This is a genomic window from Micromonospora radicis, assembly GCF_003583405.1.
Classification (GTDB): Bacteria; Actinomycetota; Actinomycetes; order Mycobacteriales; family Micromonosporaceae; genus Micromonospora; species Micromonospora radicis.
In genome coordinates this window covers 78,746-103,860 of sequence record NZ_QXEC01000003.1, presented here as the reverse complement: position 1 = coordinate 103,860, position 25,115 = coordinate 78,746, and the positions used below count along the sequence as shown (strand labels likewise).

Here is a 25,115-nt window from a genome sequence, read left to right as displayed (position 1 = left end):
AGGGCCGCCGGTGACCGGCGCAGCCGATTCCGGAGGTGGACCCATGAAGCTGCTCGTCGTCGGGGCGTCGTTCCGACGTACCCCGGTCGACGTGTTGGAACGGCTCGCGATCGGATCCGGCGAGGTGCCGTTCGTGCTGCGGGCGCTGCTCGCCCGGCCGGCCATCGGTGAGGCCGTCGTGCTCTCCACCGACGACCGGGTGGAGGTGTACGCGGCGGCCACCGGCTTCCACACCGGCCTGGACGACGTCTGTGCGGTCCTCGCCGCCCGGACCGGGATGCCGACCGACCGGCTGGCCGCGCACCTGTACGTGCACTACGACGAGGCGGCCGTGGAACACGTCGTCGCGGTCGCCGCGGGCCTGGACTCGGTGGTGGCCGGCGAACTACAGCTCCTCGGCCAGCTGCGCACGGCCTACCGGGCCGCCGAGAACCACGGCAGCGCCGGCCGGCTGCTGCACGAGCTGATGCCGCACGTGCTGCGCATCGGCGAGCGGGTCCGGTCCGAGACCGACATCGGCCGGCCCGGAGCCAGCACGGTCACCGCGGCTCTCGGTGTGCCGGCGGGACAGCTGCCGGGTGGGTTGGCCGGCCGTCCGGCCCTGGTGCTCGGCGCGGGCGCGATGGGCGGCCTGGCGGTCGCGGCACTCGTCCGCGCCGGTGCCGGCCCGATCGGCCTGATCGGACGCGACGTGGAACGAACCGGTCGGCTCGCCGAGGCGTACGGCGTCACGCCCGTGCCCGTCGAGGACCTGCCGGCGGCCCTGGTCGCGGTCGATGTGCTGGTCAGCGCGACCAACGCCGCCGGCCCGGTGCTGACCGCGGCGCTGGCGGCACCGGCGTTGACCCGTCGACTGGCCCGTCGCCCGGACACGCCGCTGTTCATCCTGGACCTGGCGCTGCCCCGGGACGTCGAACCGACGGTCGGCCGGCTCCCCGGCGTGGTGATCGTCCACGTCGACCGGTTCGGCGTGCCGGCACGTGGCACCGCCGAGGAGCGGGACCGCGCGGCGGCGCAGCGGATCGTGACCGACGAGCTTGACGCACTGGTCGCCCGGCTGCGCGGCGTCGACGCCGGGCCCGTCGTGGCCGCCTTGCGTGCCCGGGCCGACCGGACCGTCTCCGCCGAGCTGCGCCGCCTGGCCCAGCGCCGGCCCGACCTGAGCGAGGGGCAACGTGCCGAGGTCGCCCGGACCGTGCACCGGGTGGTCCAGCAGCTGTTGCACCCACCGTCACGCCTCGCTCAGCTCACCGGCGAACCGGACCCGGTAATGCCTCGCCAGCTGATCGATCTGGACGTGCCGCACAGCGCCACCGTCGCCGAGGTACCCCGGGTGGCCTGACTCCGTTTCTTCGATCTCACTGCCGGCGGCCCCACCAATGCTGGGCTCTGGATGCTGCAACCCACCGGAGCCGGGATCGCGCGCTGCCGCCTGCTTCCGGAAACTGTCCGATCGTCCTCGCCGGTCCGGGCTCGCCATCACCGTTAACCGGCGCTGGGCCGGCGGCCCGGTCGACTCCGCGAGACCTGGAACGCACGGTGGGCCGGCGACGCGAGGTCGCCGGCCCACCGTGGCTATCTGCTACCGAACCCGCAGCTTCTGGTGCGCCGCGGCGGCGGGAGCGTAGGTCGGGTCACCGGAGTAGGCGACGCGTACCTCGTACTGCCCGGCGGGCAGACCGGCGGTCGGCAGGGTGACGACGGCCGAACCGCCCTTCAGTGCCACCACCTTCGTGGTGCCGCCGAAGGTCACCGCGATCTCGCCGGTCGCCTTGGGCGCCTTCTTGTGCTGGTGCTGTGCCCGCACGTCGACGTTCAGCGTGAAGGTACCTCCCCGGGCGACCGAGGCGGGTGCGGCCTTCGCCTTCACCACGGTCTTCGCCGTACCGGCCGGCTTCAGGGTCACCTTGGCCGAGGCGGACTTGGTCGGGTCGACCACCGACGTCGCCACGACGGTCAGCGACGACGCCTTCTCCTTCGCGGCCACGGAGAGCAGGCCGTCCGTGGAGATGGTGGTGTCCGCCGAGGTGGCACCGTTGACCGACCACGTCACGGCCGGGCTGACACCGTCGTTGGTCGTCACCTCGGCCGTGAACTGCCGGACCCAGTTCCAGCCCTTCGTCAGGTTCACCGAGGCCGGCGTCACCGACACCGAGTCGACGCCGGTCCACAGGTGGTCCCGGGCGAAGATGGTGAACAGCTGGCTGGCGGTCATGCCGTCGTGCGCACCGGGGACCTGGGTCGTCGCGGCGGAGTAGCCCCGGGCCCGGAAGTTGTCCGCGATGCCGTTCTGGACGTTGAGGTTGCCCTCGAACACCCCGTTGCCGAGGAACACGAAGAGATCGTCGTTCCCGACGGCCGCCGCCACGTTGTCGTAGTCCTGCGTGGTCAGGGCCGGGTTGCCGGAGAAGTGGCCGTAGAAGGCGAACGTGGTCGGGTAGCCCCGGATCACGTGGGCGCCCGTCATGCCGCCGTAGGAGAACCCGGCGTAGGCGCGACCCGCACGCTCGGTCGAGACGTTGTACCGCGCCTCGATGAGCGGGAGGATCGTCTGGACCAGGTTGTTCGCGGCGTTGGTCTGGTTGTAGGAGGCGAAGCCGAGGCTGGTACCGGTGAAGTGGTTACCCATGGTGACCACCACCGTGGGCTCGATCTCGCCCTTCGCCGTCATGTTGTCCAGGATGTTCGGTACGTTCGCCGGGACCATGAAGTCGGTCTCGTCACCGAAGATGCCGTGCGCCAGGTACGCCACCTTGTACGGCTGCGCCCGGTTCGGGTCGTAGCCGGCCGGCAGGTAGACGCCGAGGTAGTGGCCGCTGTCGCCGAGGATCGTGGTGTACGGGATGTAACTGACCTTGCCCCGCTTCGAGCGGTCCTTGATCGGCAGCTCGTACTGTGCGCGCTCCTTGAGCACCGGGTCGTTCTGCTTCTCGGCGTACGGCACGTACACGGCGTCGAGCACGTCGTTGTTGCGGACCCGGAACGAGTCGCCGGCCGGCCGGGGGTTCGTCGAGGCGGGATCCCAGATGCGCTTGTTCTCCCAGCCCTGGGTCGGATCCCAGACCCGGTACCAGTAGCTGAGGCCGCCGGCGTGCAGCGGGAGCGAGACCGACCAGTTGCCCTTCGAGTCCCTGGTCATGTCCCTGAGGAACTCGGTACCTCCGGCGTGGTAGCGCCCCGGCTGCCACTGCTCCGGCTGGTACCGGGTGTTACCGGTGTTGACGTCGAGCAGCGTCAGGTCACCGGCGAGGCGGACCTGGGTGGCGTTGGGGTTGTGGTAGACGAACTTGACGGTGTAGCCGGTCGGCGAGTTGCGATCCGCCGTGACCGTCGCGCCCTTCACGACCGCCGGCTCGTGCTTGCCCGCGGCGGCGGCCGGCGCGGAGACCACGGCACCTGTGGCGAGGGACATCAACGCGAGCAACGAGATGGCCCGGCTGAGCCTGCGTCTTCCGATCGTCTTCCTCATCTGGAACCTACTCCTCTTTGGTCTTTTTCTCGGATCCGACCCGTTCCGGCAGTCGTTGGACCTGACGTTGAGCTAAATCGAATTAGCAGGGGTAGTGTCGCGGGGAGCACCTTTCGATGTCAAGGGTGTTCCAGGGCTGTTACGGCGCGGAGTTCCCCTGCTTACGGCGCCGATGAGAGCCGGGCGGACCGCCGCCTCCCGGGGTGGGCTAGCGTGCCGGGTCATGGCGGCAACACCGGCCCACCAACCGGCCCAGGACGGCGCCGACCGGCTCGAACTGGTCGTCGACCCGGCCCGCCCCACCGGGCGTACGCTCCTGGCCGGCGGCGTCGAACAGTCGTACGTGGACCTCGCCGACCTCACGTACCTGCACTTCGAGTACGTCCGCCGGATGGCCGCCGTGGCCGATCTCGCCGCGCCGGCCGGCGTACCCCTGGACGTGCTGCACCTCGGCGGGGGCGCCCTGACGCTGCCGCGCTACCTCGCCGCTGCCCGACCCGGCTCGGCGCAGCTGGTCGTCGAGCGGGACCCGGCCGTGGTCGAACTGGTGGACCGCGAGCTACCGCCCCGACCGGCCGGCGTCGAGGTCCAGGTCGCCGACGCGCGGGACGCGATCGCCAGCGCCCCCACCGGCGCGTACGACCTGGTGCTCGCCGACATCTACCGGGCGGCCCGGATGCCGCCGCACGTCGCCACGCTCGCTTTCGCCACCGAGGTCGCCCGGGTGCTGCGACCACGGGGCATCTACCTGGTCAACGTGACCGACCTGCCGCCGCTGGTCTTCACCCGGGTGCAGGCGGCCACCCTGCGGGCGGTCTTCGCCGACGTCTGCGTCGTCGCCGACCGGCGGATGCTGCGTGGCCGGCGCTACGGCAACCTGGTGCTCGCCGCGGCGCACCACCCCGACCGGCTACCCGTGGCGCGCCTGCACGCGCGGGCGCGGCGCGACCCGCAGCCCGGCGGCGTGCTGCACGGGCCGGCGCTCGACACCTTCATCGTCGGTGCCCGCCCCCGCACCGAGCCCTGACCCGATCGCCGCCGCCGTGGTCGGTATGGTCCGGGCTGCCACCCCCGGGCCCGCGCCCCGGCCCGCGCCCCCGCCCCCGGGCCCGCGCCAGCCGGCCCGCGACAGTGCCTCCACGGGCCGGACGACTCCGAAACGAGTCGTACCCGACGGTTAGCCTGCACCGGTGAGCGCCGAACTTGATGAGTTGATCGTCGCCGACGCCGAGGCGCTGCGCGAATGGTTGACGGCCCACCATGCCACCTCGCCCGGCGTCTGGCTCGCCCTGACCAAACGCGGCGGCACCGTCACCACCCTGACCTGGCAGCAGGCGGTCGACGAGGCGCTGTGCTTCGGCTGGATCGACGGGCAGGCCCGCAAACGGGACGAGGAGGCATCCTGGATCCGGTTCACTCCTCGACGGGCCCGCAGCTCCTGGTCACAACGCAACGTCGCACACGTCGCCCGGCTGGAGGAGCAGGGCCGGATGCAGCCGGCTGGCCGCGCCGCCGTGGCGGCCGCGCAGGCGGACGGGCGATGGGCCGCCGCTTACGCCCCACCGTCGGAGGCCGAGGTGCCGGCCGACCTGCTCGCCGCCATCGCCGCCGACCCGGCCGCCCAGGCCATGTTCGACGTCCTGACCAAGACCAACCGGTTCGCCCTCATCCACCGGGTCAACGGCGTCAAACGGGCCGAGACCCGGGAACGGAAGATCGCCGAGTTCGTCGCGATGCTCGCCCGCCACCAGACGATCTACCCGCAGAAGGCCAAGCCGGCACAGTGACCCGGCCGCCGACCCGCGTTCAGAGGCGCAGGACCGCGGACGCCACCGCACGCCCGGCGCCGTCGGCCGCGGTCACCGTCGGCGGGCGGCGGGAACCCCACACCACGACCAGGTGACCATGGTTCGGCACCGGCAGGCGACGGACGCCGACGCGCAGTTCGGCGATCCCGTGGCCGACCAGCACCGTCGACGCGCGTACCCACCTCGTGCCCCACGGCAGCAGCCGGTCGTCCCGCGCCCCCCCGGCACTCCCGTCCAGCGTCATCTCGTCCGCTCCGAGACCCTCCCGCAGCCGCTCGAACCGCGCCGCGGTTACGTCCTCGCCGCCCGACCCGCCCCCGCCGAGCAACTGCCAGGCGCCACGCTGGTCGACGGCCAGCAGGTGGATCTCGTCGTGGTAACCGCCGACGCCCCGACGCAGGAACCGGGTGGCGGCCACGTCACCGTCCACGTCGACCGCGACCGGCGCGAACCGACGACGCCGGCTCAACCGCACCGGGCGGTCCGGCAACCCCGAGGTGATCAGGCGCAGGCTCTCGGCCAGCACGTCGTACGCCATCCGCCGACCGTACCCGTACCGGTACCACCCTGTCGCCGGTGGGACGCGACCGGTGGCGGTGCCGCGCAGCGGGCCGGGCACTATGGTTCTGGCGTGCAGATCCGTTTCGACGTTCCCGCCGACCCCGCCTACCCGGGCCGAGTGGCCGCCGCGCTCAGCGGCGCCCAGCTGCGCAAGTACCGCTTCGTCGGCGCCGCGCTGGTGGCGGTCGGGGCGGCCGGCTTCGTGGCCGCGCGGACGCTCGATTGGGGTGCGTCCCTCGCACCGCTGTGGGTGACGATGGTGCTGGGCGGTCTGCTGGCGATGCTGTACTGGCCGTGGCTGCGGTTCCGCGCGCGGCGTCGCTCCGGTGGCTACGCGGTCGAGGGCGGCTACGAGATCACCGACGAGAACATCATGATGCGCAGCGGACTGGAGTCCGGCGGCATCGCCTGGGACGGGGTCACCCGGGTCGAGGACACCGCCGACTTCTGGATCGTGTACGTCGGCGCGATGCCGGCCACCGTGATCCCACGCTGCTTGATGTCCGCCCAGGACGCCGAGACGTTGCGTGCCTTCATGGCCGCGCGGGGGCTGCTCGCCGCCCGGTGACCCGCCACCGGTCCGTCAGCCGGCCAACTGGTCGCGCCGTCGGGTGAGGTAGGCCCGCTCGGCGGGGTTGCCGGCGAGTTCGACGGCCCGGTCGTACGCCGTGCGCGACTCGCCGCTGCGCCCCAGCCGCCGCAGCAGGTCGGCGCGGGCGGCGTGGAAGGCGTGGTAGCCGTCGAGGCCCGCGCCGAGCCGGTCGACCTCCGCGAGCCCGACCGACGGGCCGTCGACCTCGGCGACCGCCACCGCCCGGTTGAGCCGCACGATCGGCGAGGGATCGAGCAGCACCAGGCGTCCGTAGAGGGCGACGATCGTGGACCAGTCGGTGTCCCGGGCCGAGGGGGCAGCCGTGTGGACCACGCCGATCGCGGCCTGCAACTGGTAGCGCCCGGGTGCGGCGCCGGCGGCCACCGCCTCGATCCGCTCCTGGACCAGGGCGTTGCCCTCGGCGATCAGGGCGCGGTCCCACGCGCCGCGGTCCTGCTCGTCGAGGGTCACCAGCTCGCCGGTGCGGGACACCCGCGCCGACCGGCGGGCCTCGGTGAGCAGCATCAGGGCGAGCAGGCCGGTCACCTCGCCGTCGTCCGGTAGGAGGGTCCGCAGCAGGCGGCCCAGCCGGATCGCCTCGTCGGTGCGGTCGCTGCGCACCGGGTCGTCGCCCGCGCTGGCGAGATAGCCCTCGTTGAAGACGAGGTAGACGACCGCGAGCACGCCCGCGAGCCGCTCCCGGACGTCGTCGGGCCCCGGTATCCGGAAGGGGACACCCGCCGCCTTGATCTTCGCCTTGGCGCGGGTGATCCGGCGCGCCATCGTGGTCTCCGACACCAGGAAGGCGCGGGCGATCTCGGCGACGGTGAGCCCGCCGAGCAGACGCAGGGTGAGCGCCACCCGCGCCTGCGACGCGAGTACCGGGTGACAGCAGATGAAGATCAGTCTGAGTCGGTCGTCCTCGACCGGCCCGGTCGGCTCGGCGGGGGAGGCGTCGTACCCGAACCGGGCCGCCTGGTGCCGGGCGTCGCGCTGCGACTCCCGACGCAGCCGGTCGATCGCCTTCCGGGTCGCGGTGGTGACGAGCCAACCACCGGGATTGGCCGGTACGCCCTCGCGCGGCCACCGCTCCGCGGCCGCCGCGAACGCCTCGGCCGCGGCCTCCTCGGCGACGTCGAGGTCGTCGAAGCGGCGTGCGAGGCCGGCCACCACCCGCGCCCACTCGTTCCGGTGGGCGCGGGTGATCGCCTGCGCGACGGTGCCAGCGGTCACGGCTGCCCGGGTGTGCCGGCCGGCTCGCCGGGGCCGCCGCCCCGGGCCTCACCGGGCCCCCCGAACCGGTGCACCTCCTGTGGCCAGTCCAGGGCCGTCGCGAGCCGGCCGGCCCAGTAGCGGGCCGCCGCGTCGTCGGGCACGTCCACCACGGCGAAGCCACCGAGGTGCTCCTTGGTCTCCGCGTACGGGCCGTCGGTGAAGACGGGCTCGCCGTCGACCAACTCGACGTTGCACACCGCGGTGGACCGGTCGAGCCCGCCGTTGGAGAAGACCAGCACTCCCTCCGCCCGCATCTCCGCGATCACGGCCCGGCTGGTCCGGCTCTTCTCACGTATCTCGTCGGCGGTGTGCGGGGGCACCCACTCGTCGTTGAAGGCGATCAGGTACTCCGTCATGGTCGTCTCCTCTCAGCCCCGGGTACGGGGTGCTACCGACTCGGCAGGGGGTGCGCGGCCGGGCGGCCGCACACCAGTTCCACGAACGGCCCTGCCTCGATACGACACTGCCGGGCGGAGAATCCTGAAGCAGGATGCGGCACGGGCCATCCTCGCGTCCCGAACGTACAAGACCTCACGGCCCACCCCGGCCGGCCCGCGGGCGTGTCGGCGGGCCCGGCGCCAGTTGGTGTTCGCCCAGTAGACCGGATGTGTACTACCCTGATCGCCAGGTGTGCCGGGAAGCCTGGTCGGCGGTATGTCGAGCCGACCCCGAAAGAGACTCCGTGCACCCTGCCACCTTCGCGTTGAGATCACGCATACCCGTCGCCCGGAACAGGGTCCTGCCATGTCCTTGATCCTGGTCCTCCTCCTCGTCGCGGGCCTGGTGCCGCTGGTTCCCGTGCTCACCCGCCTGGTCGGGCGACAAGCTGGCTGGTTGCTGGGCGCTGGGCTGCTGCTGGCCGCGGTACTGCTGACGCGGGTCGGTCCGGGCTCGGGGACGATCTCCGAGTCGGTGGCCTGGATGCCCACGGTCGACGTGTCGCTGCGGCTGCGCCTCGACGGTCTGTCGATGTTGTTCGCGCTGCTGGTCCTCGGGATCGGCGCGGTGATCATGGTGTACTCGACGTCCTACCTGACCGGGCGGCGGCCGACCGGCTTCTACGCCCTGATGACCGGGTTCGCCGCGGCGATGCTGCTGCTGGTGCTCGCCGACGACCTCGTGGTGCTCTGGGTGGCCTGGGAACTGACCACCGTCTGCTCGTACCTGCTGATCGCGCGATCGGGCCCCAACGCCGGCGGACCGGCCACCCGTACCCTGCTGGTGACGGTGGCCGGTGGGCTCTCCCTACTGGGCGCCGTGGCGGTGGTCGCGGCCAAGACCGGGACCACCGATCTCACCGCCGCCCTGGCCCACCCGTCGTGGTCCGGCGACCCGCTGTTCGCCGGTACGGTGGCAGCGCTGGTCGCGGTGGCGGCGATGACCAAGGCGGCGCAGTTCCCGTTCCACTCGTGGTTGGCCGACGCGATGGTCGCGCCCGCACCGGTGAGCGCCTACCTGCATGCCGCCGCGATGGTCAAGGCGGGGATCTACCTGCTGATGGTGTTCGCCGGCGCGGCGTCGCACTCGCCACTCTGGCCGGTACTGCTGGTCTCCGTCGGACTGCTCACCGCGCTGCTGGGCGGGTTGTTCGCGCTGCAACGGCACGACATGAAGGAGTTGCTGGCCTACTCGACCGTCAGCCAGCTCGGGTTGTTGGTGGCGGTGATCGGCATCGGCACCACCGAGGCGATGCTGGCGGCCAGCGTCCACGTCGTCGCGCACGCGCTGTTCAAGTCGGCCGCGTTCATGCACGTCGGGCTCATGGAACGCCGGATCGGCACCCGCGACCTGCGCCGACTGCGCGGACTCGGCCGGTCGATGCCCTGGGCGGCGACGATGATCGCGCTCGCCGCGGCCAGCATGGCCGGCATCCTGCCGACCCTCGGGTTCATCAGCAAGGAGCTGATCTTCGAAGCCCTGCTCGGCGCGCCCGCCGCGGCGGCGATCGGTTGGCTGGCCGCACTGGTCGCCACCGTCGGCGCGGTGCTGACGATGGCCTACAGCGCCCGGCTGATCCTCACGATCCTTCCCGGCCCGGCACCGGCGGCCCGGCCGTGGCGCGAGACGGCGTCGATGTCCGCGGCGATCAGCCTCACGGCGCTCGCCGGTGCCGGCTTCGGGATCGCCGCCTGGCTGCTCACCGACCTCGTCGCCGCCGCGGCGGCGGGCACCGCGGGCACCACCGTCGACCAGGTCGGCAGCCTGTACCTGTGGCACGGGTTCAGCGTGCCGTTGCTCCTGTCGGTCGCGGCGATCACGGCGGGCGTACTTCTGACCGTGTGGCGCGGCCCGGCCGACCGCCTGCTGGACCGCAGGTTGTTCCCGGGCTCGGGGGTGCGGGCCGTCCAGGCCCTGCACGACGGCACCATCGCCGTCGGTCGCCGGGTGGGTGCGGCGACCCGTACCGATGCTCCCGCGGCCCACCTCGCCGTGCCGGTGGCCCTGCTCGGGTCGGCCGGCCTCGGCGTGCTCGCCATCTGGCCCGGCTGGCCGACGACCATGCGTCCCCACGCGATCGACGTCGGGCTGTTGGTGGTCCTGGTGGTCGGGGTCGTCACGGTCGTCCGCGCCCGGGTACGGCTGACGGCGGTGATCGCCGCCGGTGTCGTGGGGTTCTCCGTCGCCGTGTGGTTCTTCGTCCTCGGTGCCTCCGACGTGGCGTTGACGCAGCTGCTGGTCGAGATCCTCACCGTTGTGATCATGGTGTTGGTGCTTCGCCGGATGCGCCCGCACTTCGCCCCGGTACGGGCGCGTCGCACGATCCTGGCGGCGGGGGTCGCGCTCGCCGCCGGGACCACGGCGACCCTGACGACGCTGGCGTTCACCGGCCACCGGCCACTGTCTCCGGCGGGGGAGTACTTCCTGCGCGAGGCGCCGGGCCTGACCGGCGGCACCAACATCGTCAACACCATCCTGGTGGACTTCCGTGCGTTGGACACCCTCGGTGAGCTGGTCGTCCTCGCCGTCGGAGCGCTGGCGGTGACCGCCCTGCTCACCGCCAACCCGCCGGCCGCGGACAATCCGTTGACCGCGGCACGTAACCCGTTGTCCGACCCGCTGCGCAACGCCGTGTTCCTGACGGTGCTCGACCGCCTCCTCGTACCGTTGATGCTGCTCGGTTCGCTCTACGCGCTCCTGCGCGGGCACACCGCACCCGGTGGCGGTTTCATCGCCGCGCTCGTCGGGGCGTGTGCGCTGGCGTTGGCCTATCTGTCGGCCGCCGCCAACCGGAGCGGGCTGCTCCACCGGCCCTACCTGGCGATCGCCGGCAGCGGCATCGTCGTGGCGGTCGGCACCGGCCTGCTGGGTCTGTTCGACGCCTCGTTCCTGCGGCCACTGCACGCCGAGCTGCTCGGGGTGAAACTCACCACCGCCCTGATCTTCGATGTCGGTGTGTACCTGGCCGTCTTCGGGGTGATCCTTGCGGCACTGCGCCTGCTCGGCACCCCGTCCGCCGACCTGCCGGGCGGGCCGGCACGGAACCATCCACGCCAACCCCGCACCGCGCAGCGGGCCGAGGTACGTGAGGCCGAGGGGGCCGTGTCGTGATTCTCGCGCTGACCATCGGGGTGCTCGTTACCGGAGCGGTCTACCTGCTGCTGCAACGTGACTTCCTGCGGGTCGTGCTGGGCTTCGTGTTGCTCAGTCACGCGATCAACCTGCTGCTGTTCAGCTCCGGGGGGATCAACCGGCGCACCGAGCCGCTCGGTGGGGGGCCACCCTCCACCGACACGGCGGACCCGCTGCCGCAGGCGTTCGTGCTGACCGCCATCGTGATCGCCTTCGCGATCACGATCTATCTGCTCGCCCTGGCGGTGACCGGCAGGCCCCGCACCCCGCAGGACCGGCCGCCCGAGCCGGCACCGCCCGAGCAACCAGCAGCCGAAACCGGCACCACGACCACCGGAACCGACCGGACCGGCGAGCCCACCGAACCGCAGGAGGTGACCCGGTGACCAGTACGCTGCTGCCGCTGCTCGTCGCGGCTCCGCTCGCCGGCACCGGGGTCACCGCCTTCGCCCGTCCTGGCACCCGCTGGCCGATCCGGCTGCTCGTGGCGGTACTGGCCGCGAACCTGCTGGCCGGAGTCGCGCTGGTGACCGAGACCCGAGACGGCACCGTCCTCGCCCACGGCGTCGGCGGTTGGGTGCCCGGCATCGCGATCCCGTTCGTCGCCGACACCCTCGCGGCCCTCATGGTGACCGTCACCGGCCTGCTGACCCTGGTGTGTGTGCTGTTCGCGCTGGCCAGCGGCACCGGCCGGCTACGGCTGTTCGCGCCGCTGGTGCTGGCCCTCACCGCGGGCGTCAACGGTGCGCTGCTGACCGCCGACGTGTTCAACCTCTTCGTCTTCATCGAGGTCATGCTGCTGCCCTCGTACGGGCTGTACATCCTCGCCCGGCAGCGGCAGGGTGACCCGGCCGCGGTGACCGGCTCCCGGCTGTACGTCACCTTCAACCTCTTCGTCTCCACCGTCTTCCTCGCCGGGGTGGCGCTGGTCTACGGCACGGCCGGCACCGTCAACCTGGCCGAGCTCGCCGGTGCCGCCACCGACTCGCCCCTGGTCGCGGCCGCCACCGCGCTCTGCCTGTTCGCGCTGGCGATGAAGGCCGCCGTCATACCGACCCACGGCTGGCTGGGCCGCACCTATCCGGCCACCTCACCGGCGGTGACGGCGCTCTTCTCCGGCCTGCACACCAAGGTCGCGATCTACGCGATCTACCGGATCTACGCCGTCGTGTTCGACGGCGACCAGCGCTACCTGTGGATCGGCGTCGTCGTGTTCAGCGCGACCATGCTCGTCGGCGTCATGGCGGCGGTCGGCGCGGACACCATGCGCTCGATCCTTGCGTTCCACATGGTCAGCCAGATCGGCTACATCCTGCTCGGGGTGGCCCTGTTCACCCCGGCGGGACTGACCGCCGGAATCTTCTACCTGCTGCATCACATGATCGTCAAGGCGTCGTTGTTCCTGTCCACCGGGGCCGTCGAGACCCACTACGGCACCGGCCGGCTCGACGCGCTCCGCGGAGCCGTACGCCGGGAACCGGTGCTGGCGATCAGCTTCGGCCTCGCCGCGCTGTCGCTGGCCGGACTGCCCCCGTTGTCGGGGTTCGTGGCCAAGCTGACCCTCATCATGGCCGCCGCCGACGCGGGCCAACCGGTGGTGGTCGCGATCGCGCTCGTCGTCAGCCTCGTCACCCTGCTGTCGATGCTGAAGATCTGGAACGCGGTCTTCGCCGCGCCATCGCGCGCGGACGGTCCCGGTGACCCGGTCGCCGGCGGCGGGCAGCTGCTCACCGCGCGGCGGACCGCGGTGCGGACCAGCCTGGCCGTCCCCGCCGCGGTCCTCGCCGTCGTCACCGTCGGCCTCGGCGTCGGCGGCGAGGTCCTGCTCGGCCTGGCGTCCGCCGCCGCCGACGGCCTGCTCGACCCGACCTCCTACCTCGAGGCGGTGCGACGATGACCCGCCTGCTCACCCTGCCGATCCGGCTCACACTCTTCACGTGCTGGTTCGCCGGCCAGGTGCTCCGGTCCTCCTGGGCGGTCCTGGCCGACATCCTCACCCCGGGCATGGCCGGCACCCCTCGCGTGGTCCGGATGCCGCTGGAATCCCGCACCGACCTGCACACCGCGCTCATCGGTGTGCTGATCACCCTCACCCCTGGAACCCTCACCCTGGGGGTGGTCGCACACGACCAGGACGGCCAGGCGCTGCTCGTCCACTCGATGTACCACCGGGACGCCGAGAGCGCCCTGGCCGACCTGCACGACATGGAACGACGCATGCTCCTCGCCGTGAGCCTCGGAGACACCCCATGATCGCTCTGGACATCGCCATCGTCGGCTGCGGCTTCGCCTTCCTCGTGTCGGCGTACCGGATCGCCCGGGGGCCGACCCCCGCCGATCGCGCCATCGCCGCCGACCTGCTCACCTTCGCCGTCGTCGGCCTGATCGCGCTGATCGGGGTCAGATCCCACCGCCAGGGGACGTTCGACCTGGTCCTGGTCGCCACCCTGGTGGCGTTCCTGGCCGCTGTCTCCCTGGCCCGAGCGATAGCGAACGGACGCCGATGATCCTGCAGACAGTGGGACAGATCCTCGCCCTCGTCGGCGCGGCCATCTTCGTCGCCGCGGCGGTGGGCCTGCACCGCCTCCCCGATCCCTACACCCGGACTTCGGCGGTGGCCACCGCCGCCGGACTGGGCGTCACCTTCATCGTCGCCGGGGCCGCCCTCATCGATCCGCACCTGTCCACCACGGTCAAGGCGGTCATCGCCATCGCCCTGCAACTGGCCACCTCGGCGGTCGGCGGTATGGTCATCGCCCGCTCCGCGGTGCTCTCCGGTCACCGGTTCAGCGCCGACACCGACACCGGCGAGCTCACCGACACCGATCGCGGCGAGTTCGCCGACCAGCCGCAGCGGACGGGCTGAACCCGGGACCGCCCCCACCGGGCGCGGCGCCCTCGCTCAGCGGCCCCCGAACCCCGGATCCGACTCCTCCTCGGCGGGATCACGGATCGGACGGGTGTCGCGGTCGACGACACCGTCGCGGTTCATGTCCCGGTCCCGGGCCTTGCGCGCGTCCCAGCGCAGGGTCGCCGCAGCGAGGATCGCGGCCAGCAGCGTACCGGTGAGCACACCGATCCTCGCGCCGTCGGTGTGCAGCGAGTCGGCGAACGACAGTTCGGCGATGAGCAACGCGACGGTGAACCCGATGCCGGTCAGGAAGCCGATCGGCAACAGGTCGCGGACGCCGATCGCGTCCGGCAGCCGGAGCCGGGTGAACCGCGTGACCAGCGCCGTGACCCCGAGTACACCGACGAGCTTGCCGCCCACCAGGGCGAGGACGATCGCGAGGAGCACCGGCTGGGCGAACACCGCGCCGATGCCGTCGCCGTCGACGAGGGTGACCCCGGCGGCGAAGAACGCGAACACCGGCAGCGCGAAGCCCGACGACACCGGCCGCACGGCATGTTCGAACCGCTGCGTGCGGGCGGTGCGTTCGCCGTGCACCGGAACCGCGGCCACGCAGAGCCCGAGCAGCACCCCGGCGATCGTCGCGTGCACTCCGGAGGCGTGCACGAACCCCCACGCCAGCACCGCGATCGGCAGCAGCAGCCACCACCTGGGGCGCGCCGCACGCGCGGCCACCCCGAACACCGCTATCGCCGCACCGGCGAGCGCAAGGGCACCCCAGTCGAGGCTGCCGGTGTAGAACACGGCGATCACGATGATCGCCAACAGGTCGTCGACCACCGCCAGGGTCAGCAGGAACGTCCGCAGCGCGACCGGCAGGCCCCGGCCGAAGATCGCCAGCACCGCCAGGGCGAACGCGATGTCGGTGGCGGTGGGGATCGCCCATCCGCGCAGCGCCGACGGGTCACCCAGCGCCACCACCAGGACCACGAACAGGACAGCGGGTACGAGCATGCCGCCGACCGCCGCGAGCACCGGGACGGCGGCCTCGCCGACCCGACGCAGACTCCCGGCGACGATCTCCTGTTTCAGCTCCACGCCCACCACGAAGAAGAAGATCGCCAGCAGCCCGTCCGCGGCCCACGCCGACACGGAGAGGTTCAGATGCAGCGCGGCGGGCCCGACGACCGTCCTCGACAGGGCGCGGTAGTGGTCGCGCCACGGGGAGTTGGCCACCACCAGCGCGGTCACCGCCGCGCCGAGGAGCAGCGCACCGCTCGTCGTCTCCAGCGACACCCACCGGCCGAATCGCCCATGCCGCGTTGAACGGGACGCCTGACGTGTATCGGACACAGGGGCCTCCGTCGCGGGTCGACGCCGGTCGGGTGCCGGTCGGCGGCGACACGGCCCAGCAGGCTTCCCCGCCCATCCGCGATCACTCCAGCCCGCGCCGGTCTCCTGCGAAAGGGCGACGGAGTCTCCTCGACCGGAGAATTGTTGGCGGCTGTGGGCGGTGCTGGTCGCCACCATCGGCCTGATCGTCATCGCACAGTTCATGGCGATCGTCGGCACCGGAGCCTGGTTCCCGGTCGCCGCACCCGCCCTGTGGGCGATGCAACCCGACACCGTGAGCATGGCACAACTCGCCCTCGTTGCAGTCGTGCCGGCCGGCTTCGCCATGTTGACCATGACCGCGTGGGCCCGGCTGCAACTCGACCGCTGACCGCCCCGCCACGTCGAGCAGGGCCGTGCAGGCAGCCCGGCCCGGTGGGACCGGATCCCGGGCGGGCCGGGACGGGTGTCCCTGGCCGGCGGGGACGCCACGCCGGTTGACTACCGGCATGACCGACAACTCGCCGGAGCACATCCCGGCCCACGTCAAGAACACCTACGTCAACTGCTCCGCGTACACCCGGGCTCCCCAGCTCACCCCGCCGCCGGCCGGCGCCTTCGCGGACAGCACCGGCACCGTCACGCCGGCCACCGGAGCGACCCGGTGACCGTGGCCGCCGCGCCGGGCCTGCTCACCACCGCGCGGGAGTGGCTCGCCGAGAACCTGGCGATGGGGGTCCCCACCGAGCAGGCCCGCGCGGCGGCCGTCGCCGCGGGCGCGGACGCCGCCGCCGTCGACGCCGAACTGGCCGCGCTGGACACGCACCCGTACTTCGCCGTCTGCCGGCGGCTCGCGCTGCGCTACGACTGGATGGAGTCGCTGCTCGACACCTACCGGGTGCTCCGCGACGACGACGGCGGGCAGGAGCTGGAACGCCGTGCCGACCTCGGCGCGGAGGAGTTCTTCGCCCGGTACTACTACGGCAACCGTCCGGTGGTGCTCGACGGCCTGATGGCCGACTGGCCGGCACGGGACTGGACCCTCGACCGGATGGCGCAACGCTGCCCGGACGCGGTGGTCGAGGTGATGACCGGACGGGAGGCCAACCCCGACCACGCCTGGCAGTACGACCGGCACCGGACCACCATGCCGTTCCGGGAGTACCTGGCGATGCTCGGCTCCCACACCCGCACCAACGACTACTACATGGTGCCGCGTAACGAGAACTGGACGGGCCCGCTGCGCCCCCTCGCCGAGGACGTCCGCCCACCGCTGCACCTGGTCGACCCCACCGGCGGCGGGCACCTGCTGCTCGGCCCGGCCGGTACGGTGACGCCGCTGCACGTCGACAACAGCTCGGTGCTGCTCTGCCAGGTACTCGGCCGCAAGCACGTACGGCTCGTCCCGTCGTACCAACGGCACCTGGTCTACCCGCGCGGCGGCACCTTCAGCGCGGTGGACGCGGCCCGGCCGGACCTCGACCGGTATCCCCGCTACGCCGAGGCCACGGTGCTGGAGACCACGCTCGAACCGGGGCAGATGCTGCTCATCCCGGTCGGCTGGTGGCACTGGGTGCAGGCGCTGGACCTCAGCGCCACGGTCACCTTCCACCACTTCCGGGTACCCGGCCAGAACCACCGGATGGCCACCCCACCGGCGGCGCGCGCCGACGAGTGACAGCCCGGCTCCCCACAAGCGAGCCTCGACCGCCCACCGTGCGGGTTCCGCCGATCGGCGTTGCCGCCACCGCGTTTTTGGAATCGTCGGTGGTGCTGGCAGCGTGGGCGAGGCGGAGGCACGGTGGGCACGTCGGGGCACGACCCGGAACGGGACGCGGGGTCGCCGACCTTCAGCCCGTCCGCCGAGCTGCCGCCGCTGCCCCCGGACGACCTGCGCGCGCTGCGTCGGGTCGGCGCCCGCTGGCAGGTCGGTGACGCGGTACGCGCGCTGCCAGTCGACCCGCAGTCGGGGGAGGTTCGCTCCGGGCCGGCCGGCACGGCGGATCGGGCCGGGATGCTGTTCCTGCCCGACGGGCCCGGCCGGCTGACCGCCACCCCGATCGCCGAACGGCAGGACACCGCCGAGGGACGGGCCGTCGGCGTACTGCGCCGGGTGTTGCTCGGTCGACCGCTGGCCAGCGCGTCGATCCTGCGCGAGCGGATGCCGAAACTCGTCGCGTTACCGGTCCTCGCCTCCGACCTGCTGTCCTCGGTGGCGTACGGGCCGGAGGCGATGCTGACCGTGCTGGTCCTCGCCGGCAGTGGCGCCCTCGGGCTGTCGTTGCCGATCGCGGCGGCCCTGGTGCTGCTGATGATCGCCGTCGGTACGTCGTACCGGCAGACCGTGTACGCCTACCCGCACGGGGCCGGGTCGTACCTGGTGGCCAGCGACAGTCTCGGGCCGCGCGCGGGTCTGGCCGCCGCGGCCGGGCTGGTCCTCGACTACGTGCTCACGGTGTCGGTCTCGGTGTCGGCCGGCGTCGCCGCGGTCACCTCCGCGCTGCCGGGGCTCGGACCGTACCGGGTGCCGCTCGCGCTGGCGGTGATCGGGGTGTTGCTGACCGGTAACCTGCGCGGCATCCGGGCCGCCGGCCATGTCTTCGCCGCACCCACCTATCTCTTCCTCGCCGCCGTCCTCGGGCTGATCGCCGTCGGGGTCGCGCGTTCCGCGGCCGGTGGTTTCACCGTCGTCGCCGCCCCGCCGACGCCCGCGGTGGAAGGGCTCGGTCTGCTGGTGGTGCTGCGGGCCTTCGCCTCCGGCGCGACCTCGATGACCGGCATCGAGGCGGTCTCCAACGCGGTGCCGGTCTTCCGTCCGACCGAGTGGCGCAACGCCCGCACCGTGCTCACCTGGATGGTCGGCATCCTGATCGTGCTCTTCGCCGGCCTGACCCTGCTGATCCACCTCAACGGACTGGTGCCCCGTGCCGACCAGACCCTGCTGTCCCAACTCGCCCGGCTGACGTTCCCCACCGGCCCCTGGTACGCGATCATCCAGGCCGCCACCGCGCTGGTGCTGCTCTTCGCGGCGAACACCGCCTTCAACGACCTACCACGCCTGCTGTACTTCATGGCCCGGGACGGCTACGTACCGCGCCGCTTCCTCCATCTGGGCGACCGGTTGGCGCTGAGCAACGGGCTGCTTGCGCTCGCGGTCGCCGCCGGGGTGATCCTGGTCGCCTTCGGCGGCCGTACGCACTCCCTGATCCCGCTCTACGCGGTCGGCGTCTTCCTCGCCTTCACGCTCTCCCAGACCGGCATGGTCAACCACTGGCGACACCGCCGGCAACCCGGCTGGCGGCGCCGCGCCACCGTCAACGCTGTCGGCGCCGCGCTGTCGGCCGTCGTGCTGGTGACCGCCGCGATCACGAAGTTCACCGCCGGAGCCTGGGTGGTGGTGCTGGCCGTACCCCTGCTGATCTACCTGTTCCGCCGGGTACGCCGCCACTACGACCACGTCGAGCAGACCCTCGGCCTGCATCCGGTGACCACCGGCCGCGGCGGACCGGAGCCGGCCGCGGACGAGCCGCCCGCGGTCGTCCCGCAGCAGGTCCGGCATCTCTTCCTCGTCCCGGTGGCCCGCCTCAACCAGGCGGCGCTGCGGACCCTCGCCTACGTCGGCTCGCTCGGCCAGCCGGCGCTGGCGCTGCACATCAGCCCCGAGCAGGAGGAGGCCGATCGGTTCCGCGCGCAGTGGACCACCTGGGGCGACCACATCCCGCTGGAGACGATCCTGTCACCGCACCGGGTGGTCATCCAACCGCTCGCCGGGTACGCCAGCGCGCTGCGCCTGCACCACCCCGACCTGACCCTCACCGTGGTCGTCCCCGACGTGGTGGTCGACCATCCCTGGCAGCGGTTGCTGCACTACCGCACCGAACAGCGGCTGCGCCGGGCCCTGCGCCGGCACCCGGGCATCGTCGTCAGCAGCATGCCCACCCACCTGACCCGCTGAGCGCCTCGCGCCCGCAGACCGGGACCCCGACGGCGGTCCGGGGCCACCGCCACCGGGTCGAGCCCCGGGTGGCGGCCCGGCCGGATCTGCGACCGATGCCGGACGGACCGCCGCGAGGCGGATGCCCGCCCAAGGTCGAGCGCCGAACCGCGCCGACCGTACCGGTCAGCGGGTTTTCTTCGCCGCCCGCTTGCGGGGCGGCGTCAACAGCTCCGCGATCGCCGCGATCGCCGACGGCACCAGGCGGTAGTACGCCCAGACCCCCCGCTTGTCGCGCTCGAGCAGGCCGGCCTCGGTGAGGATCCGAAGGTGATGGCTCACCGTCGGCTGAGACAGCCCCAACGGTGCGGTGAGGTCACTCACCGACGCCTCGCCGTCCGGAGCAGCCTGGATCAGGCTGAGTAGCCGTAGTCGGGCCGGGTCGGCGAACGCCTTCAGAACTCCCGCGAGCCGTTCGGCGTCGGCACGCTTGATCGGCTCACCGGTCAGTGGCGAGACGGCTGGCCCAGTTGTTTTCGCAGTTCCCACGTCCTACATCGTTCCACCAACACCATCGATTGGTTGGGAGAAACGAGGACACCACCGCCGTCGGATTGCCGCACCCGCGCCACCGCGAGCAGCTGTGGCCCTGTCGCCGGCACTGATCGGACCCCGGCGGACGCCGATGGGCCGGACCTCGCGGTCCGGCCCATCGGGGTGGTGCGTCAGATCGGTGTGGTGCCCGTTGCCGTCAGCTCAGCCGGTGAGCGAGGCCGGTGGTGGCGTCGCCGCGCTCGTAGGAGACGAGCAGCGACGTGCCGGCCGGCAGGGGACCGTTCAGCGGCAGGGTCAGGGTGTGCTTCTTGGTCAGGTCGGCCGTGGTCTGTGCCACGACCCGCTCGCCGTCCCAGATGAAGACCCGGGCGGTGCCGGCCTGCTTCACCTGCAGTTCCACCGAGACCTTCGAGGAGTTCCGACTGACCTTCTTGATCTTGACCGTGTTCTTCGGCAGCGCCGCGTAGCCGCCCGGCGCGACCCCGTCGGAGACGGACTGCAGGAGGGTCTGCGGCGAGTCGACGCTCAGCGCCGCGGTGTCGGGCATGATCGGTGCCTTGGGCGCCGACGGCAGCTCCGGCAGACCCGGCAGGGTCGCGACGCCCCAGCGCCACGGAAGGCCTTCGGCCGGTAGCGCTAGGGATCCCTCAGTTGCCCAGTCAATAGGTGCGGCGATGACCTCGTCGTGGTCGCCCATCGCTGCCACCCCCCGGTCGACGCGGTCACGATTGGCCGGCACGATAGCGACCCCCACCGACACTTTCCGAGCCGCCGCCACCCGCCCGGCTGCCCGGGCGAGCCGATGAACGCCCAGGCCATGGCGCCCACGGGCGGCAGAGCGGGGTAGCGACGTCCGGCCGTGCCGGTGGCGTGTCGCAGCGGTGTCGGCAGTTGCCGACAATGTCGGCGCACGGCGTTACGGGCGTGTCGACCCGGTCGCGTCCTACCGTCCCTGCATGCCCTCCGAACACCGCACGTGATCGGGCGGTTTCTCTTCCGGCACCAGCTACCCGGCGACACCGGCCGACCGCACCGGCGGGGCGATGGCGCCCGCGCCGCCCACCGAACACCTCCATGCCCGCACCCGCTGGGAGGAACCACCATGCCCGATCCGGCCCGCTCGGAGCAGGAACCCGTCGCCGCACCCCCGCCCCAGTGGAAATCGGCCCTGCCGGAGCTGCGCGAGATGTGGTGGGAGACCGGCGTACGGGCGCGGGCCCAGGCCGGCCTGTTCGCCGTCTTCTCCGAACTGCCGCGCCTGGTCTGGTCCGCGCTCGTGGTCAGCTGGCGTGCCGACCGGGTCCGGACGTCGATCGTCGCGGCCGCCACGATCGGTGCCGGGGTCATGTCGGCCTTCGGGCTGTTGGCCGCGCAACGGGTGCTGGTGGAACTGTTCGCCGGTGGCCCGACCGCGGACAAGGTACTCGCCGCACTGCCCGCCCTGGTGGCGTTGGCCGCGGTGACCGCGCTGCGCGCCGGACTCGCCGCCGCGATGGGGTACGCCCAGAACGGCCTCTCCCCGAAGGTCGACCGGGAGGTCGAGCGCGGCCTGTTCGAGGTGACCACGGCGGTGCGGTTGGAGGCGTTCGACGCCGACGCGTTCGCCGACGACATGGAACGCGCCTCGCGCGGCGCGAACTCCACCACCGGCCTGGTGCAGGCCTCGATGAACCTGCTCGCCGGTCTGGCCGGTGTCCTCGCCGTCGCGGTGGCCGTCGTGGTGGTCCATCCGCTGCTGCTGCTCGCCCTGCTGGTGGCCACCGTGCCGAACGGTTGGGCGTCGCTGCGCGCCGGGCACCTGCGCTACCAGACCTACGCCGCCGGGTCGGTCCGACGCCGCCGGTTGTGGCTGCTGCACCGGCTGATGGCCGAACGGGACTCGGCCCCGGAGCTGCGTTCCTACGGGCTGCGAAGTTTCCTGCTCGACCAGTACGACCGGGTCATGAGCGTCGAGACCGGCATCCAACTCGCACTGGCCCGGCGGGTCACCACGACCACCACGGTCGGCGCGATGATCGGCGGGATCGCCACCGCCGTGGTCTACGTACTGCTGGGACTGCTGCTGATCGACGGGCAGATCCCACTCGCCGCCGCCGCGACGTGCGTCATCGCCGTGCAGGCCGCGCAACGCTCCCTCGCCGTGGTCACGTTCCAGGTCGACCGCGTCTACACCGAGGGGCAACACTTCCGCGACTACACCGGCTTCATGACCCGCGCCATCGACCACCTGCCGCCGGCTGCCGACCTGGCAGACTCCGCCGACCTGCCGCCGGCCACCGAGCGCGCCGACCTGGCCTCGACCGCTGATCCCGCCGACTCGCCGCCCGCCGATCCGGTGGCGCCGCCCCCGATGCCGGAGCGACTGCGGGAGATCAGCGTGGACGCGGTCAGCCTGCGCTATCCCGACCGCGACACGGCCGCCGTCGACGAGGTGAGCCTGTCCATCGAGGCGGGGCAGACGGTGGCGTTCGTCGGGGAGAACGGCTCCGGCAAGTCGACCCTCGCCGCGATGATCGCCACCCTGCGTACCCCCACCGCCGGCACCGTGCGCTACAACCACCGGCCCGCCCACGCCTGGGGCACCGACACGCTACGGGCCAGGATCGCCGTCGTGACGCAGGAGTACCACAAGTGGCCGTTCACCGCCGCAACGAACATCGCGATCGGCGACATCACCACCACGCCCGGCCCGGACCGCATCGAGGCCGCCGCCGCCCGCGCGGTCGCCCACGACATGATCCGCGAACTGCCCCACGGCTACGAGACCCTGCTCGACCGTACCTTCGCCGGTGGTCAGGACCTCTCCGGCGGGCAGTGGCAGCGGATCACCGCCGCGCGCGGCTTCCTGCGCGACGCCGACGTGCTCATCATGGACGAGCCATCCTCCGCCCTCGACCCCCGGGCCGAGGACGCCCTGTTCCAGGCCATCCGGGACCGGCAGGGACGGGGCATCACCATCCTCATCACCCACCGCCTGGCCAACGTCCGGCACGCCGACCGCATCTACGTCCTGCACCATGGCCGACTCGTCGAAGCCGGCACCCACGACCACCTGATGAGCACCGGCGGCCGGTACGCCGACCTGTTCACCCTCCAGGCCGCCGGCTACGACACCACCCCCGGGGCCGCCGCGACGCTACCCCGCCAACCCGCCTCCGCCTGAAGGCCGACGATGTCAGCTGTGGACCCCGCGGCGACCACCGCGCCGACACTGGTGATCATCCGCGGCAACTCCGGCAGCGGGAAGACGACGACGGCCCGCGAGGTGCGCCGACGCTTCGGACGCGGAGCCGCGCTGCTGGAACAGGACCACCTACGCCGAACCGTGCTCCGCGAACACGACAGCGTCCACATCGACCCGGTCGCTCCCGCCTTCATCGCCGCGACCGCCCGTACCGCCCTCGACCTGGGCTACCACGTCGTCCTCGAAGGTATCCTGCACACCGAGCGCTACGCCACCGTGCTGCACCAGCTCATCGAGAGCCATCCCGGGCCGACGGCGATCTTCTATCTGGACGTGTCCTTCGACGAGACCGTGCGCCGTCACCTCCGCCGCGTCGAGCCGATCCCGGTCACCCCCGACGAGATGCGCACCTGGTACACCCGTCACGACCTGCTCGGCGCTGCCGACGAGACGGTCATCCCCGAGACCAGCACCTTCGAACAGACGGTCAGCACGATCCTGCACCTCAGCGGCCTCACCGTCGCGACACCGCTGACCCCGTGTCCCCGGCGCTGCCGGCGGTGCGCCCGCGATGCCGACGCTGCTCCGGCCGGCCGCTGCCCGGCGTCACACCCGACACCTACCATCGTCGCGAATCGCTCACCGGAGGAGCCACGCGTGACCCAGGACGACGGCACCACCTTCACCGACCGGGACCTGCGTGGTGCCCGGTTCAGGAACTCGACGCTCGCCGGGGCGGTACTGCGCGGCGTCGAGGTTCGGGACCTCGATATCGACGCGCCGTGGCTCGCCGACGGCGCGCTACTGGTCAACGGTGTCGACGTGGTGCCGCTCGTCGAGGCCGAACTCGACCGACGCTTCCCCGGCCGTGAGCTGAGGCGCGCCGAGCATCCGGACGCCCTGCGGTCGGCCTGGGCTGCGATCGAGCGGGCCTGGGCGGCTGCGGTCGACCAGGTCGGGACCATGCCCGCGGGTGCCGTGGACGTCTCGGTCGACGACGAGTGGTCGTTCGCGCAGACCCTGCGCCACCTCGCGTTCGCCACCGACATCTGGCTCGGCAGGACGGTCTTGCGGCTGCCGCAGCCCGTCCATCCGCTCGGGCAGCCCCACGCGGAGTACGAGACGGACGGATTCGACATGTCGATCTTCGCCGTGACCCGGCCGACCTTCGCCGAGGTGCTCGAACTGCGCGCCGACCGGCAGGCCATGATGCGTGACTTCCTCGCCGGTGTCACGCCGCGGCTGCTCGCCGAGCTTCGGCAGCACCCCTGGTCGACCGAGCACGACGTGTCGGTCCTGCGGTGCCTCCACGTGATCATGGGGGAGGAGTGGGAGCACCTCCGCTTCGCCCTGCGCGACCTCGCCGCCCAGCAGTAGCCTCACCACACGCCGTCCGACCGGTGCCGCTCAGTCGAGACAGAACTCGTTGCCCTCGACGTCCCGCATCACGAGACACGACTCGTTCTCGCCATCGGCGCGCAGGAGCCGTACGCGTTGCGCACCGAGCGGGATCAGCCGTGCGCAGTCGGCCTCGAGCGCGGCCAGCCGCTCTTCACCCACCAGCCCGGTGCCGACCCGTACATCGAGGTGCAGCCGGTTCTTGACGACCTTCCCTTCGGCAACGCGCCCGCGGTGACGTCGGGCATCCCGACACTGTCCCGTACGGCGGACACCTGGACCCGGACGCCGTCGGGCGGCCGTACCATGGCCGGTGGTGCTGGTTCGTCCCGTCCGTGAGGGCGGGACGTCGTAAGAGGGAACCCGGTGCGAGACCGGGACTGCCCCGCAGCGGTGAGTGGGAACGACCGCCGTCAACAGAGCACTGGACCGCGAGGTCTGGGAAGCGACGGCCAGTAGGCGACCTGGTGTCATGCCCACGAGTCCGAAGACCTGCCGGCACTGCGCACACCGCCGGTGTGCGCCGCCGGCGGCCTCTCGGGAGGGCCAGGGCGGAAGCCGGTACCGTGGCGTACCCGCCTTCCCC

At 72.3% G+C, this 25,115-nt stretch carries 23 protein-coding genes, 2 pseudogenes and 1 riboswitch; of the genes and pseudogenes, 17 read left to right on the top strand and 8 right to left on the bottom strand.

Going from position 1 to position 25,115, the window contains the following annotated elements:
- The first annotated feature begins 43 nt into the window (after nt 1–43).
- Nucleotides 44–1,342, top strand: a complete 1,299-nt coding sequence (gene hemA / locus D2L64_RS05235) for a glutamyl-tRNA reductase (RefSeq protein ID WP_119573551.1) — start codon at nt 44–46, stop codon at nt 1,340–1,342.
- Nucleotides 1,343–1,582: 240 nt separating this feature from the next.
- Here hemA and D2L64_RS05230 read toward each other — a convergent pair whose 3' ends face one another.
- Entirely contained in the window at nt 1,583–3,469 is a 1,887-nt protein-coding gene (locus D2L64_RS05230; RefSeq protein WP_119573550.1) for an Ig-like domain repeat protein, read from the bottom strand.
- Between the two features lie 223 nt (nt 3,470–3,692).
- On the opposite strand from D2L64_RS05230, the gene D2L64_RS05225 reads away from it, so the two are divergent.
- Entirely contained in the window at nt 3,693–4,496 is an 804-nt protein-coding gene (locus tag D2L64_RS05225; protein ID WP_233558777.1) for a spermidine synthase, read from the top strand.
- 163 nt (nt 4,497–4,659) lie between these two features.
- Nucleotides 4,660–5,256 carry a YdeI/OmpD-associated family protein gene (locus D2L64_RS05220; RefSeq protein ID WP_119573548.1) on the top strand — a complete coding sequence of 199 codons (597 nt, stop codon included), beginning with the start codon at nt 4,660–4,662 and terminating at the stop codon, nt 5,254–5,256.
- A 19-nt stretch (nt 5,257–5,275) separates the two neighbouring features.
- On the opposite strand, the gene D2L64_RS05215 is transcribed toward D2L64_RS05220, so the two are convergent.
- Nucleotides 5,276–5,815, bottom strand: a complete 540-nt coding sequence (locus tag D2L64_RS05215; RefSeq protein WP_147376186.1) for a hypothetical protein — start codon at nt 5,813–5,815, stop codon at nt 5,276–5,278.
- 93 nt (nt 5,816–5,908) lie between these two features.
- Here D2L64_RS05215 and D2L64_RS05210 point away from each other — a divergent pair, with 93 nt between their 5' ends.
- On the top strand, nt 5,909–6,406 hold the full coding sequence (locus D2L64_RS05210) for a YcxB family protein (protein ID WP_119573546.1): 498 nt from the start codon (nt 5,909–5,911) through the stop codon (nt 6,404–6,406).
- A gap of 15 nt (nt 6,407–6,421) precedes the next feature.
- Here the strand turns inward: D2L64_RS05210 and D2L64_RS05205 are convergent, their stop codons facing one another.
- Together D2L64_RS05205 and D2L64_RS05200 are read right to left on the bottom strand one after the other, a co-directional pair.
- Nucleotides 6,422–7,663 (bottom strand): RNA polymerase sigma factor, encoded by a 1,242-nt coding sequence (locus D2L64_RS05205; RefSeq protein ID WP_119573545.1) that lies wholly within the window; start codon nt 7,661–7,663, stop codon nt 6,422–6,424.
- The gene (locus tag D2L64_RS05200) at nt 7,660–8,061 is read right to left on the bottom strand and encodes a YciI family protein (protein WP_119573544.1); all 402 of its coding nucleotides are present in this window, start codon (nt 8,059–8,061) and stop codon (nt 7,660–7,662) included. The genes D2L64_RS05205 and D2L64_RS05200 overlap by 4 nt, the downstream gene beginning before the upstream one ends.
- A 388-nt stretch (nt 8,062–8,449) precedes the next feature.
- On the opposite strand from D2L64_RS05200, the gene D2L64_RS05195 reads away from it, so the two are divergent.
- Genes D2L64_RS05195 through D2L64_RS05170 form a run of 6 tightly spaced genes read left to right on the top strand, consistent with a single transcriptional unit; the run spans nt 8,450 to nt 14,141 of the window.
- On the top strand, nt 8,450–11,254 hold the full coding sequence (locus D2L64_RS05195; RefSeq protein ID WP_119573543.1) for a DUF4040 family protein: 2,805 nt from the start codon (nt 8,450–8,452) through the stop codon (nt 11,252–11,254).
- Nucleotides 11,251–11,661 carry a sodium:proton antiporter gene (locus D2L64_RS05190; RefSeq protein WP_119573542.1) on the top strand — a complete coding sequence of 137 codons (411 nt, stop codon included), beginning with the start codon at nt 11,251–11,253 and terminating at the stop codon, nt 11,659–11,661. The genes D2L64_RS05195 and D2L64_RS05190 overlap by 4 nt, the downstream gene beginning before the upstream one ends.
- Nucleotides 11,658–13,172, top strand: coding sequence for a monovalent cation/H+ antiporter subunit D family protein (locus D2L64_RS05185; RefSeq protein WP_119573541.1), 1,515 nt, complete (start codon nt 11,658–11,660; stop codon nt 13,170–13,172). The genes D2L64_RS05190 and D2L64_RS05185 overlap by 4 nt, the downstream gene beginning before the upstream one ends.
- Nucleotides 13,169–13,528 carry a Na+/H+ antiporter subunit E gene (locus tag D2L64_RS05180; protein WP_119573540.1) on the top strand — a complete coding sequence of 120 codons (360 nt, stop codon included), beginning with the start codon at nt 13,169–13,171 and terminating at the stop codon, nt 13,526–13,528. Before D2L64_RS05185 ends, D2L64_RS05180 begins: the two co-directional genes overlap by 4 nt.
- A complete protein-coding gene (locus D2L64_RS05175; protein ID WP_119573539.1) occupies nt 13,525–13,782 on the top strand; it encodes a monovalent cation/H+ antiporter complex subunit F in 258 nt (85 codons plus the stop codon). Before D2L64_RS05180 ends, D2L64_RS05175 begins: the two co-directional genes overlap by 4 nt.
- On the top strand, nt 13,779–14,141 hold the full coding sequence (locus D2L64_RS05170; protein ID WP_119573538.1) for a cation:proton antiporter: 363 nt from the start codon (nt 13,779–13,781) through the stop codon (nt 14,139–14,141). The genes D2L64_RS05175 and D2L64_RS05170 overlap by 4 nt, the downstream gene beginning before the upstream one ends.
- 36 nt (nt 14,142–14,177) lie before the next feature.
- On the opposite strand, the gene nhaA is transcribed toward D2L64_RS05170, so the two are convergent.
- Nucleotides 14,178–15,422: a Na+/H+ antiporter NhaA gene (nhaA, locus tag D2L64_RS05165; RefSeq protein WP_199714418.1), complete on the bottom strand. Its 1,245-nt coding sequence runs from the start codon at nt 15,420–15,422 to the stop codon at nt 14,178–14,180.
- Nucleotides 15,423–15,639: 217 nt separating this feature from the next.
- On the opposite strand from nhaA, the gene D2L64_RS27035 reads away from it, so the two are divergent.
- The 4 genes from D2L64_RS27035 to D2L64_RS05155 all read left to right on the top strand — a co-directional run bounded on the left by D2L64_RS27035 (nt 15,640) and on the right by D2L64_RS05155 (nt 19,413).
- Nucleotides 15,640–15,849, top strand: a complete 210-nt coding sequence (locus D2L64_RS27035) for a hypothetical protein (protein ID WP_147376185.1) — start codon at nt 15,640–15,642, stop codon at nt 15,847–15,849.
- Between the two features lie 118 nt (nt 15,850–15,967).
- Nucleotides 15,968–16,126, top strand: a complete 159-nt coding sequence (locus tag D2L64_RS27205) for a hypothetical protein (RefSeq protein ID WP_158603448.1) — start codon at nt 15,968–15,970, stop codon at nt 16,124–16,126.
- Nucleotides 16,123–17,136, top strand: a complete 1,014-nt coding sequence (locus tag D2L64_RS05160) for a cupin-like domain-containing protein (RefSeq protein ID WP_199714417.1) — start codon at nt 16,123–16,125, stop codon at nt 17,134–17,136. Before D2L64_RS27205 ends, D2L64_RS05160 begins: the two co-directional genes overlap by 4 nt.
- Nucleotides 17,137–17,259: 123 nt before the next feature.
- Nucleotides 17,260–19,413 (top strand): APC family permease, encoded by a 2,154-nt coding sequence (locus D2L64_RS05155; RefSeq protein WP_119573537.1) that lies wholly within the window; start codon nt 17,260–17,262, stop codon nt 19,411–19,413.
- 165 nt (nt 19,414–19,578) lie between these two features.
- Here D2L64_RS05155 and D2L64_RS05150 read toward each other — a convergent pair whose 3' ends face one another.
- Nucleotides 19,579–19,941: an ArsR/SmtB family transcription factor gene (locus D2L64_RS05150; protein WP_119573536.1), complete on the bottom strand. Its 363-nt coding sequence runs from the start codon at nt 19,939–19,941 to the stop codon at nt 19,579–19,581.
- 202 nt (nt 19,942–20,143) lie between these two features.
- Nucleotides 20,144–20,644: a hypothetical protein gene (locus D2L64_RS05145; protein ID WP_233558776.1), complete on the bottom strand. Its 501-nt coding sequence runs from the start codon at nt 20,642–20,644 to the stop codon at nt 20,144–20,146.
- Between the two features lie 405 nt (nt 20,645–21,049).
- Between D2L64_RS05145 and D2L64_RS05140 the strand changes: the two genes are divergently transcribed.
- From D2L64_RS05140 to D2L64_RS28455, 3 genes and pseudogenes are all read left to right on the top strand, one after another.
- Complete coding sequence (locus D2L64_RS05140) at nt 21,050–23,110, top strand: ATP-binding cassette domain-containing protein (RefSeq protein ID WP_119573535.1); 2,061 nt, start codon at nt 21,050–21,052, stop codon at nt 23,108–23,110.
- Nucleotides 23,111–23,119: 9 nt separating this feature from the next.
- Nucleotides 23,120–23,647, top strand: a pseudogene (locus tag D2L64_RS28460) (AAA family ATPase); the annotation flags it as partial.
- A 141-nt stretch (nt 23,648–23,788) separates the two neighbouring features.
- Nucleotides 23,789–24,508 carry a DinB family protein gene (locus tag D2L64_RS28455; protein ID WP_119573680.1) on the top strand — a complete coding sequence of 240 codons (720 nt, stop codon included), beginning with the start codon at nt 23,789–23,791 and terminating at the stop codon, nt 24,506–24,508.
- Between the two features lie 30 nt (nt 24,509–24,538).
- Here D2L64_RS28455 and D2L64_RS05125 read toward each other — a convergent pair.
- A pseudogene (locus D2L64_RS05125) lies at nt 24,539–24,757 on the bottom strand (VOC family protein); the annotation flags it as partial.
- Between the two features lie 75 nt (nt 24,758–24,832).
- Nucleotides 24,833–25,043: riboswitch (cobalamin riboswitch) on the top strand.
- Nucleotides 25,044–25,115: the final 72 nt, after the last annotated feature.